Raw genomic sequence first — 12,382 nt, 5'->3', positions numbered from 1 at the left:
ATCCTGAATGCTTGATGGATTTCAACAAGCGACCGCGCGGGACTTTACAGATGGCCTTTCAAGCTGCCCGAACCATTCATCCGGAGATGGCCGGGGTCGCTGCAACATGCCTTCGGACGCTGCGTCGCCGCGACTTTGTCGCGGGGGCTGCGCTCATTGCCGGTCGCTGGATTGCGGGCAGCCAAAGAGACGTCGTGATGGATCCCGCTACGGGCGAAATCATTGCGGACGTTGCGCGCTGCAGTGCCGCGGACATGACGCTCGCAATAGAGGCGGCTGAGCGAGCGTTTCCGGCTTGGCGAGCCTTTTTGCCGGCAAGGCGTGGAGCTATTCTCCGAGCTTGGGCGTCATTGATGCGCGACCATTCGGAAGACCTTGCCACGTTGGTGACAAGCGAGCAAGGCAAGCCGCTGGCGGAAGCGCGGTACGAGGTTGAGTACGGGGCTGCTTTTCTCGAGTGGTTCGCCGCAGAAGGGGAGCGCGCATACGGAGAGACGATTCCGAGTCATAAGGTTGACAGTCTGCTTCAGGTGCGAATGCATCCGATCGGGGTCGCGGCGGCGGTAACTCCGTGGAACTTCCCCATCGCGATGATCACACGGAAGGCGGGTGCAGCTCTTGCAGCGGGCTGCCCGATCATCGTGAAGCCAGCGCCGGAGACGCCATTGTCGGCTCTCGCCCTGGCCAGATTGGCAGAGGAGGCAGGTCTTCCCGCCGGCGTGTTTCAGACTCTAGTGGGTGAGCCCATCGAGCTATCAACGCCTCTGTTGCGCGACACCAGAGTGCGAGCCCTCTCGTTTACGGGATCTACCCAGGTCGGCCGCTTGTTTCTGGAGGGGTCGGCCCAGACCATTAAAAAAGTCTCGCTCGAACTCGGAGGGCATGCTCCCTTCCTGATCTTTGATGACGTCGACCTTGAGAAAGCCGTCAAAGGTGTGATGGCTGCCAAGTTTGCGACATCGGGTCAGGACTGTCTCGCGGCGAATCGCATTTACGTACAAAGGGGCATTCACGATACGTTCGTTGAAGCGCTTAGCGCGGCAATGGCTCAGCTCAAGGTCGGTCACGGCTTGAATCCTGCTAGCGATATCGGGCCAATGACGAAGCTTTCGGTGGCCGAGAAGTGCCGGGCGCAAATCGTCGATGCGGTCGTAAAGGGCGCGCAAGTCATCACCGCGAAGAAAGATGACAATTTGGGCCCGAACTTCGTTCTTCCGACTCTGCTCACTCAAGTCACCGACGACATGCTCATCGCGCGTGAAGAAACTTTTGGGCCAGTAGCTGCCGTACTACCTTTCGACTCGGAAGAAGAGGTCATCAATCGAGCTAATTCGAGCGAAATGGGCTTGGCCGGGTACGTGTACACCGGCAACCTGCGTCGAGCGCTCCGGCTCTCTGAGAGAATCGAGTGCGGCATGCTCGGTGTCAACACCGCTTCCTTTACAGGTCCGCCCATTCCGTTCGGTGGATGGAAGCAGTCAGGACTGGGACGCGAAGGCTCTCGGCACGGTCTATCGGAATACATGGAACTGAAGTACGTGTGCTTCGGCGACTTGGCGGCTTAGGAGGAAATGAATGAACAAGATTAAGACTATCGCTGAACAAGATCGCTCGACTGTTCTCCATCCTTTCACTCAGCTCAAAGACTTCGCCACCGGTAAGATTGGTGATCCGACGATCATCACTGGAGGAAAAGGTATCCGCATCGAAGATGCGCAGGGACACAGTTATATCGACGGGTTTGCGGGACTCTACTGCGTAAACATCGGATACGGCCGGACCGAAGTGGCTGAAGCCATTGCGCGACAGGCTTACCAACTCGCCTACTACCACACGTATGCGGCGCACACGACCGAGGAGCTCGCCACTTTGTCGCACCGTCTCGTGCAAATGGCTCCTGGTAAGCCCAGCAAGGTATTCTACGGTCTGTCGGGATCGGATGCGAACGAAACCCAGGCGAAGCTTGTCTGGTATTACAACAACCTTCGTGGCCAGCCTAAGAAGAAAAAGATCATCTCACGCGAGCGGGGCTATCACGGTTGCTCAGTGATCTCTGGCTCAATGACCGGCATGTCGTTTTACCACGATCATATGGATCTTCCCTTTCCGGGTATTGTGCACACGGGCGCGCCTCACCACTACTGGGGAGCCGAGCCGGGCGAGACGGAAGAGTCGTTTTCTCGTCGGCGGGCGGCGGAGCTTGAAGAGCTAATCGTTAGGGAAGGTCCAGAAACGATCGGCGCATTTATTGCCGAGCCGGTGCTTGGCACGGGCGGGATCACGCCCCCGCCCGCCGGGTACTGGCGCGAGGTTCAGTCCGTGCTTAGGCGCTATGATGTTCTTCTGATCGCAGATGAGGTTATTTGCGGTTTCGGTCGAACCGGCGCTGATTTCGGCAGCACGCTTTACGACATGGAACCGGATCTGGTCACGGTCGCAAAAGGCCTGACGTCCGGCTATGTCCCGCTCTCCGCCGCCATTATTGGCGAGAAGGTATATGCCGTCATGGAGGAGGCGGCGGATCGAGTTGGTGCATTTTCGCATGGTTACACCTATTCCGGCCATCCGATTGCGGCAGCTGCTGCCAATGCGGTGCTTGATATTGTCGAGCGGGAACGTCTCAGCGACCGCGCCAAGACCGTCGGCGCGCATTTCCAAAAGCGGCTCAAGGAAAAATTTGCACAGCTGGAGATCGTAGGCGAAGTTCGAGGTGTGGGCTTGCTCGGCGCTGTGGAGTTTGTTGCTGACCGTCAGACGAAGCGCCGATTTGATCCAGAACTCAAGGTGGGGGCGCGGATCTCCAAGGCTGCTCGCGATCGGGGGCTCATTGCACGAGCTATGCCGCACGGAGACATCCTTGGATTTGCCCCTCCCCTCGTCGTATCCGAAGCTGAAATCGATGAGATCGTTGATCTGGCTTACAAAGCGACCAAGCAAGTGATGGATGAGCTCGCGAAGTAAGCCGGCTCGCGATAGAAGATGTGCTCCTATGTGACGCCTCCCTTTCTGTTCGTTCTTGGACAGGCAGGTCAGACCGCGTCACCGTGATCCGCGGAAGGGCATCAGTGTTGTCCTCGCTGATGCAGTCGCGCGGTTCTCGTTTAAGACGAAGCCTGTCCCTCTCTCTACCGCATTTTGGTAGGCTCTTAAACTCAGCCGGCGCCACGCGGCGAATGCGCCCTGCGAAAACATGCAGGTTGTCGCTATCATGCGCAGAATTTCGCGTCTGCAAAGGGCTAGATCGAGGAACTTCGACTTTAGTCGTCCCGTAATATTTTCATTAAAATTAGGATGAGCAGAAGCCAAAGTCGACTTCTTTGCCAATGCAGTTGCTGCGGCTCCTGTCCTCTCCACGTGGAATGAATAGCTGATGAACCTCGCGCGAGTGGGGCCCAGCTCGAGGGGGACCGATTGCATGGAGTATATTACTCGCTGTGATAAAGGGGGGGTCTTGCATCAGTAAGGCGACGTGCCGCAGCCTTTCTAGACAACGTAACTGGAGCGCAAGACCAGGGATGTACAAGTCGCCAGAGCTGGATTACCAAGTGGACAACACTCGGCGATGAACAATGTATCATCGGAGATTTGAAGGCAAGCCAAGGCGACAGCAACGAAGCGGCCGAGGCGCGGCTTTGTGCGCTAACAGCATTTGAAGTGGCCAGACGACTGCTTCATGAGAACGATCCTCAATGCGGGGAAGTGACAGCGAGGATTGAGGCTGGAATTCAATGCCTTGAAGTGGGCCTGGCGAAAGTCGAGCGAGTAACAATCGAAAGCTGGGGCTGTACCGAACTTCTGGCCTATTATGTTCCTGCTGGTAGTCGTGCCCTACCTGCACCCGCCGTCATTTGCATCAGCATGGAAGATGAATCAGAAGCCACGTTGCTTGCAAGACTTCTACCCGCGGTGACCGATCGATGCATGTCGCTCCTGGTCCTATCTCACCGCGATGTCTCCCATCCCGCGCGAGGCCTTTCGCAAACCTTGTTGTCATCCTGTTTGGACTACCTCTCTGGGCGCCCCGACATCGACGCCGCTCGGATCGGCGTCTATGGAGAAGGACTTTCGGCTGCTTTGGCTACTGACTTCGCGGCCTCTGACCGCCGCCTAGTTGCGGCGGTTTGCGATGGCGGCCTTTGGAATTGGGCACGCATGCAGGCGTCTGTCGTCTGGATGACTAGAGCCGCAGAGGCGCGGGAGGAGGGGAGCGTCACGGCACAACGCACGCAATTGATCCGACGATTGGGATGCCCAGTTCTCGTAGTCACGGGAGGGCGGGGCGCCGTTAGCGTCTCGGAAGCGATGAAACTACAGACCGAATGCATTGAGGAGCGCATTGATCTGGATCTGACCATGCCCCGGATGGTCAAAAGCGCAGGTGGATGCATCGAAAACTTCGTAACTTCCGATGATTGCATCTTCGGTTGGTTAAACCAGAAGCTCGCGTTGAGTGCAGCTCTGCCAGCACAACCAAACGATCTGCCGCAGATCAGTTCACACGCTCTTGGTCACTAATTGGGCAAGCGTACCGACAGGCCCCGATAGAGGACCAGCGCGAAGGCGCGCAGCGAATCACAGAGCTCGTTAGTTCGCAACGTGATCCGCTTTCCGCATCCCTTTCAGTCGCGTGGCAGCCCTTTTCCACTTCGCTGCTCCCTGGCGATGTGGACGCCTTTGATTGCTTCACGCGGCACGAAATCCGCATGAATACATCGCGGCCAGGTTTGTTCGTGCAGTATTTAGGCTTCTAGGACGGTCTCATCGCAGGTTTTCGTGCCAACCTTCCCCTATTCTGAGCAGAACTTTGGCATATGCTGCATCCATCGGTGGACGTAGGCAATGGGCATCCTTCCGCAAGTCCACCGCGACCCTACAGTTTCTTCAATTACAGCGTGTGTTTCCGAACTTAGCCGCCCTGATAGGCTAGGCAAGCGCTTTCGGAGCCCGCTTCGACCGAGGTTAGGTTCACTCCGCGCTCGGACTGTTGCCTTGTCGCGGCGTTCGCGGAACGAGATCAAGAAGGGGAAGCTATGAGCGACTTATTTAAACATCAACCGTCCGGCTTTAGCCGCCGGAGCATGCTTCGTGCTGCCGCCGCCGCAATGGCTATTCCCGCACTCGCGCGATCGACAGTTGCCTTTGCGCAGGACAAGCTTGCCGGTAGTGGTCAAGTCATCGCGTTCTCCTGGGGCGGTCTGTTCACTAAAGGCATTCGGAAATACGTCTACGAGCCTTTTACCGAAGCAACCGGCATCAAGGTGGTCGACGTCGTTGCCGATGTTGCCGAGCCTCAGGTTAAGGCGATGAACCAAGCCGGCCGTGTTGATTGGGATACGGCCTTCATACAGGCGTCGACCCTTCCATCGATGGACGAAGCGGGCATGTTCGTCCCGATCAATTATAGCCTTTGGGACGCTGAATCCATAAAGGGGACTGAGCAATCGGTTCGTCTCAAAAGCGCAGTCCCAGTGATCGCATCGGCCATGACGTTAGCCTATGATAAGCGCGCGCTTGGAAACAATGGTCCAAAAAGCTGGGGCGATTTCTGGAACGTCAAGGCGTTTCCTGGCCCCCGCGGTCTCACTCAGTTGCCGGCAAATGCAAAAAACAACATCGTGTTCGCGTTGCTGGCCGATGGGGTGCCGAAATCTGACATCTGGCCGCTCAGCGACGACAAGATCGACAGGGCCCTTAAGAAGTTCGACGAAATCAGGCCGCACATCAGCAAATGGTGGAGTGCGGGAAGCGAGGCGCCTCAATTGCTTCTCAATAGGGAGATCGCAATGTCGAGTTGCTTCGACGGCCGCGCGATCAGCGCAATTCGTCAGGGTGCCCCTATTCAGATGATTTGGGACGGGGCATACGTGAACTACACCTATTGGACGGTTCTGAAGGGCGGCCCGAACAGCGAAAACGCGCAGAAGCTGATTGCATTCGTAAATCGAGCGGCAGTTGCTGCCGAGTTCACCATAGGAACGGGGTATCCCGGCCCGAACATAAATCAGCTCGACCATCTGCCTTCTGATCAGGTCCCGTTGCTCAGCATCAATCCTGAAAATTCCTCCAAGGTGATCCACGAGAATTCTGCTTGGCTTGCGGCCAAGCGTCCCGACGGCAAAACCAATCTCGAGCACATCGGAGACCGGTGGCTGGCATGGCGCGTACAGTGATCCTGCCGACAGGCAACGTCCCGTCAGAGTCGTCGGCGGTCGCGCACTCGGCCGGGCCCACGCCATGGGCTTGGCTCCTGCTGCCGGGCGGTATCTTCCTTGCGCTGCTCTTTCTCGTGCCGCTCGCTGGGCTCCTGATGCTTTCGCTCGGAATGCCCAATTGGACGTTCGCGCGCTTTGTAGGAATCGGTAGGGATCCGGTCTACCTGGCCGTATTGCGCACCACGTTGCAGATAAGCATATCGGTCACCGCGCTCGCCTTGATGCTTGGCTATCCCATGGCCTACTCGTTGACGACGAGCAAATCATCGAGCCTGCGCACATTCCTTCTCATTGCGGTTGTGTTGCCGTACTTCACCAGCGTATTGGTGCGCACTTTCGCGTGGATTGTTCTTCTGGGGCGCGGCGGGATTATCAATGATCTCCTGCTCAAATTAGGCCTCATCTCCCAGCCAATTTCAATGCTCTACAACCGCGCAAGCGTGATCATTGGCATGACCCAGATAGTCTTGCCACTCATGATCCTTCCTATGTACACCGTCATGTCGAGCATTGATGAAAAGCTGCTGCGTGCCGCCAGAGCCAACGGTGCGAGCCCGATTGCGGCGTTTGTGACGGTGTTCCTGCCGCTCAGCTTGCCGGGCGTCATGGCCGCAGTGCTGCTCGTGTTTGTCAACTGCCTTGGCTTTTACATCACCCCGGCACTGCTCGGCAGCTTGTCCGATTTCACGATCACGATGCAGATCTATAGCGAGGTGGTTGATCATCTTAACTGGGGCTCCGGATCCGCGCTGTCCATCGTACTTCTGGTCTCGGTGCTGGCGACGCTGTGGATTGGATCCCGCTTCTTTCCAATCAATCAGCTTTTGGGATTGTCCGACGGTCAAGATGCCGTTGCCAGTCCCCACACGCGAAAGCAGTGGCTGATGCATCTTGGGTCTGCGGCTAACGTTCTCGACCGCTGGCTGCCCTCTCTGGGCGGCTATGGTGTATCCATCGTTTCGTCCCTTCTAGGAACGCTTCTTCTCCTACCGATACTGGTCGTGGCATATCTCTCGTTCAGTTCGTCCGCCTTTTTCGAGTTCCCCGCGCCTGGTTATTCGCTTCGCAACTATCAAGCGTACGTCTCCGATGCTGGTTGGATAAATGCGACATTTACAAGCATACGCGTCGCACTGATGGCAACCTCCATGGCAATGGCGCTCGGGGCGACACTTGCTTTCGGTCTTGCGCGCGGCCGCATACCTGGTCGCGGAGCAGTGGTTGCTCTCGTGCTTTCCCCTATCATCCTGCCGACCATCGTGGTGGCGATTGCCACCTATTTCGTGTTGGCTCGGGTAGGCCTTCAGGGCACCGAGTTCGGGCTCGCGCTTGGCGAAGCCGTCTACTCGATCCCCTACGTAGTGGTCCTTATTGTCGCTAATCTTCGTGACCTCAACCCGGCCTATGAGCGGGCGGCTCGCAGCCTTGGCGCAGGGCCCGGGGCCACATTCCGCACGATCACTATTCCACTGATTACGCCGGCCTTTATCGTGGCCGCGTTTTTTGCTTTTCTGCACTCCTTCGATGATGTCGTGTACGTGCTGTTCCTGGGCATCGGAGTGATCACCACTCTGCCTATGCTTATGTGGCAAAGCATCTCGCAAGGCGTCGATCCCACCATTTCGGCGGTGGCCACTCTGCAGGTGGTGCTGGCCGCGGCTGTCATCATCGTGAGTGCCTGGCTTCGGCGCAGAAAAAGTGTCTGAGGTACGAGAGCACGTTAACAGACGAACAGAGCACCAAATGGAGCCCAAATGCTGATGAAAGCCGGGTTGACCAGCGCTGATGTGAAGACCGGCGGGATTGTGCTGAATAACCTGCACAAACGGTACGGTCGCGCAACAGCCGTTGATAGTGTCAGCCTTACGATATCGCCCGGAGAGTTCGTCTCATTGCTGGGCCCGAGCGGATCGGGAAAGACGACAACTCTGATGATGATCGCTGGTTTCGAGTTGCCGGACAGCGGTCAGATCTTGTTGGATGACAAGGATATCACGCGACTGCCGCCCCACCGTCGCGAACTCGGCGTGATCTTCCAGAACTATGCCCTATTCCCGCATATGACGGTCGCCGAGAATGTCGCATATCCGCTTCGGATGCGACGTATGCCTAAAGCGGAGATCGAAACCCGCGTGCATCGCGTCCTTGACCAGGTGCACCTAACTGCCCTGGCCTCACGATACCCTCACCAAATGTCCGGCGGTCAACAGCAGAGAGTGGCGATTGCCAGAGCAATGGTTTTCGAACCACCTGTCCTGCTTCTCGATGAACCTCTCGGTGCGCTGGATAGAAAGTTGCGCCAGCATCTCAGGAACGAGATCAAGACCCTGCATAAGGAAGTCGGCAAGACGATGATCTATGTCACCCATGATCAGGATGAGGCTCTTGCCATGTCCGATCGGATAGCGGTGATGCATGAGGGCCGGATACGGCAGGTTTCCGCACCGCAGGACATCTATCGCAGGCCCGCCGATTTGTTTGTTGCCAGTTTTGTGGGTGAGGTAAATCTCATCCCCGTCAAGCTCAGGTCCGGCGTCCTTCAGGGGCCTGGCGGTGAGGACTTGGCTGCCGCGCATCGGCCTGAGGCGGATATGGATGCGACGCTTTGTGTGCGACCCGAACATTTGCGCCTCGACAAAGCCGTCGGAAATGCGCGTGGAGTTCAGGGGCGTATTGTCGACATGACATTCATTGGTGATGCGACCATCGTCGAATTTCGCACGGAGTATGGATTGCAGTTGACGTCGAAGGTGCTCAACGTCTCAGCTGAAGCACTGCCCGGGATCGGCGATGCGTGTGTCGCCTCTTGGGTCGCGAACGACGCAAGCGTTCTGAAGGAGTAGCTTGTCGACGTCGCTTTGCGAGGTCGACTAGAATGCGTGGCGTCGCCCCCCGAGTACCCTGAACACTGCGTGACAAGCGACAACAAACGTGCGGCAGCCGGCTAAAATCGTCACGTTTCGGAGATCAATATGGCCGATAAAGTTCCAGCACTTACTGTGCTCCTCAACCATCCTGCTGCCGAAACATACGCAGGACTCATCGGTGAGCGTTTTCCGCAGGTTCGCGCAATCAGCGCGCCCGATCCCGAACGGCTAGAGCGTTACATAGGTGAGGCAGATGCACTGCTCGCGTCTCGCTTCCCTGTAGAGCTGTTCAATAAGGCGAAGAAATTGCGCTGGTTTCAATGCACTAACGCCGGTGTTGATTCCATCTTGCCCATTCGCGACCGAGCGGGTCACATCACCGTCACCAATGCACGCGGAATTCACGGCGACATCATCACGGACTTTGTGATGGCCGGCGTAACGATGCTGCACTGGGATTTCCGGAGGTTCTTGCAAGAGCAGGCCGAACGAAAGTGGAACCCGCGTTATGTGGCGCCCCTAGCTGAGAAGACGCTCGGAGTAGTCGGACTGGGCTCCATCGGAGCGACCATCGCGCGCCGCGCCAAGAGCGCTGGAATGACAGTCGTAGGCTCGAAACGGGATATTTCCATAGCAGTCGAGGGTGTTGACCACCTGTTTGCCTCCGACAGGCTCGCAGAGTTGCTTCCGCTGTGCGACTTTGTGGTTCTGGCTGTGCCCGCGACCGCAGACACAATCGGGCTCATCGGCGCAGCGGAGTTCGCGCGCATGCGAGGTGATGCCTTTCTCGTTAACATCGCCCGAGGTAATGTCGTGGTGGAGGCAGATTTGATCAAGGCTCTTCAGACGCGAGAAATCGCCGGAGCGATGCTCGACGTCTTCGAGCACGAACCGCTGTCCCAGGACAGCCCGCTATGGCATATGCCAAACGTCATTGCGACGCCTCATGTGGCGGGAAGTCCAACGAATTATACAGAGCGGGTGTTCTCCATCTTTGGCGACAACATTGGCCACTTCCTGAAGAACGAGGCGATGAGGAACGCCGTGGACATGAGTCGCGGCTATTAAGGGCCGCTGGATGAGGAGAAGCGGTGCAGTCCGACTGTTGAGCCGCCCGATTTCAGTGATTGTATGTGCGAACCCCGTATGCTGATGCTGCCAGTCAGGCTCGTCCGCCAGCATTGAGCGGGCCGTCGGAGTTGCCTGAGCAGACAGTCAGGCCAGAATATCCCAGTGCTTATTTTATCGGTGCAGTGGCGCAGGCGATCGACTTGCCGGCTGAATCATTGTTTTTGAGCGCTGCATTTTCCGCAATTTGCATTGCCGACAGCTGTAATGTCGGCGCCGCTTCGAAGGTAACGGTCGTGACTATCAGCAGGACTCCAGCAGCGCCGCTTCTGCCAGAGTTGATCGGGAAATTCCGCAAGATCGTCGGCGAGAGGCACGCCATCACCGATGTAGCCGACATCGAGGCCTACGTCACCGAAGAGCGCAATCTATTCCACGGCCGCTCGCCGCTGGTGCTGCGCCCGGGCTCGACCGCGGAAGTCGCCGCAATCTGCAAGCTCGCCTCCGAGCACAAGATCGCGCTGGTGCCACAGGGCGGCAACACCGGGCTCGTCGGCGGCCAGACCCCGCACAATGGCGAGGTGGTGGTGTCGCTGCGCCGGCTCGACAAGATCCGCGAGATCGACACCGCCTCCAACACTATGACCTGCGAGGCCGGCGTGGTGCTGCAGATCGCGCAACAGAAGGCCGCGGACGTGGACCGGCTGTTTCCGCTCTCCCTCGGCGCAGAAGGCAGCTGCACCATCGGCGGCAATCTCTCGACCAATGCCGGCGGCACGGCCGCGCTGGCCTATGGCGTCGCGCGCGAGATGGCGCTGGGGCTCGAGGTGGTGCTGGCGGACGGTCGCGTGCTCAACGTGCTGTCGAAGCTGAAGAAGGACAACACCGGCTACAATCTGCACAACCTGTTCATCGGCGCCGAAGGCACGCTCGGCATCATCACGGCGGCGACGCTGAAGCTGTTTCCGAAGCCGCGGTCGATCGAGACCGCCTTCGTCGGGCTGAAGTCGCCGGACGCCGCGCTGAAGCTGCTGGCGATCGCGCAAAGCGAGGCCGCCAATGCGCTGACGAGCTTCGAGCTGCTCTCGGAGATGGCGGTCGATTTCTCGATCCGCCACGGCATCGACGTGCGCGATCCGCTCGCGCAAAAGCATGACTGGTACGTGCTGATGGAATTGTCTTCGCCCGGCGATGACGCCCGCACGCCGCTGGAAACCATCCTCGGCCGCGCCATGGAGGACGAGATCGTCGACGACGCGGTGATCGCGGCCAACCTCACCCAGCGCGCCGGCTTCTGGAGACCGCGCGACGAGATGTCGTCGGCGCAGAAGCCGGCGGGCGGTTCGATCAAGCACGACATCTCGGTGCCGGTGGCCACCGTGCCCACCTTCATCGCCGAGGCCAATGAAGCCGTGGTCAAGCTGATCCCCGGCGCGCGGCCGGTGCCGTTCGGCCATCTCGGCGACGGCAATCTGCACTACAATGTCAGCCAGCCGATCGGCGCCAACACCGCGGACTATCTGGCGCGCTGGCACGAGATGAACGCGGTTGTGTTCGAGATCGTGCTGCGCGTGGGCGGCGCGATCTCGGCCGAGCACGGCATTGGCGTACTCAAGCGCGACAAGCTGCCCGACGTGAAGGACAAGACCGCGATCGAGCTGATGCGACAGCTCAAGGCGATGCTCGATCCGCTCGGAATCATGAACCCGGGAAAAGTGCTGTGAACCTCCTGTCTCGTCGAGCCGGGCACTCGTTCGACCGCAGCGACAGTCGTCGGTCTGGTCGTGGCGTTGCGGTCTGGAATCGAAGAATAGCTGCGGACAGGATCTCGAGTTGCCGCTGCCCATAACGAAACATGGCTGCATTCGCTGTTCTCAGCGGAAGTGTAATGATCGCCGCAGTAAGGCAAAGCCCGAGAGCATGAGGAATTGAAGATAGGACGCGCACAGTCTCGGTCCTGCGGCTTCACTTCGCCCATGACTACTGTGCAGCGATCATCCGATCGCCTGGTCAGCCATGCTTGGCAGAAATCCGCCCAAGAGGTGCGCCTTGAGGCTGGATTAGAGCGCCGGCATGCGATTTATCGCACAAATCAGTCTTTCGGCGTTCGCTACATTTAGCCATGACTTCGCTACTGGTCCACGTCAACAGAGCTGTTTCTCAGCCGAATTCAGCGCGCGCCCCGACCGCTGCTCGAAGTTGAACGTCGTAAATGAAAACAATGCCTGTCAGGCG

At 58.1% G+C, this 12,382-nt stretch carries 8 protein-coding genes; all 8 read left to right on the top strand.

Annotated elements, in window-relative coordinates:
• Positions 1–86 precede the first annotated feature (86 nt).
• The 8 genes from AB3L03_RS12435 to AB3L03_RS12400 all read left to right on the top strand — a co-directional run bounded on the left by AB3L03_RS12435 (position 87) and on the right by AB3L03_RS12400 (position 11,871).
• Complete coding sequence (locus tag AB3L03_RS12435) at positions 87–1,565, top strand: NAD-dependent succinate-semialdehyde dehydrogenase (protein WP_368509044.1); 1,479 nt, start codon at positions 87–89, stop codon at positions 1,563–1,565.
• Positions 1,566–1,575: 10 nt separating this feature from the next.
• Complete coding sequence (locus AB3L03_RS12430) at positions 1,576–2,961, top strand: aminotransferase (RefSeq protein ID WP_085383649.1); 1,386 nt, start codon at positions 1,576–1,578, stop codon at positions 2,959–2,961.
• Between the two features lie 624 nt (positions 2,962–3,585).
• A complete protein-coding gene (locus AB3L03_RS12425; RefSeq protein ID WP_368508690.1) occupies positions 3,586–4,515 on the top strand; it encodes an alpha/beta hydrolase family protein in 930 nt (309 codons plus the stop codon).
• Between the two features lie 515 nt (positions 4,516–5,030).
• Positions 5,031–6,170: an ABC transporter substrate-binding protein gene (locus tag AB3L03_RS12420; RefSeq protein ID WP_368508689.1), complete on the top strand. Its 1,140-nt coding sequence runs from the start codon at positions 5,031–5,033 to the stop codon at positions 6,168–6,170.
• The gene (locus tag AB3L03_RS12415; RefSeq protein WP_368508688.1) at positions 6,155–7,918 is read left to right on the top strand and encodes an ABC transporter permease subunit; all 1,764 of its coding nucleotides are present in this window, start codon (positions 6,155–6,157) and stop codon (positions 7,916–7,918) included. The genes AB3L03_RS12420 and AB3L03_RS12415 overlap by 16 nt, the downstream gene beginning before the upstream one ends.
• A 48-nt stretch (positions 7,919–7,966) precedes the next feature.
• Positions 7,967–9,055 (top strand): ABC transporter ATP-binding protein, encoded by a 1,089-nt coding sequence (locus AB3L03_RS12410; RefSeq protein ID WP_368508687.1) that lies wholly within the window; start codon positions 7,967–7,969, stop codon positions 9,053–9,055.
• A 129-nt stretch (positions 9,056–9,184) separates the two neighbouring features.
• A complete protein-coding gene (locus AB3L03_RS12405) occupies positions 9,185–10,147 on the top strand; it encodes a D-2-hydroxyacid dehydrogenase (protein WP_368508686.1) in 963 nt (320 codons plus the stop codon).
• A gap of 296 nt (positions 10,148–10,443) precedes the next feature.
• Positions 10,444–11,871 carry an FAD-binding oxidoreductase gene (locus AB3L03_RS12400; protein WP_368508685.1) on the top strand — a complete coding sequence of 476 codons (1,428 nt, stop codon included), beginning with the start codon at positions 10,444–10,446 and terminating at the stop codon, positions 11,869–11,871.
• Positions 11,872–12,382 lie beyond the last annotated feature (511 nt).

Origin of the sequence: Bradyrhizobium lupini, assembly GCF_040939785.1 — a bacterium.
Lineage (GTDB): Bacteria > Pseudomonadota > Alphaproteobacteria > Rhizobiales > Xanthobacteraceae > Bradyrhizobium > Bradyrhizobium canariense_D.
Note: the sequence above shows the minus strand (reverse complement) of the source record. Positions and strands in the feature narration are given on the sequence as shown.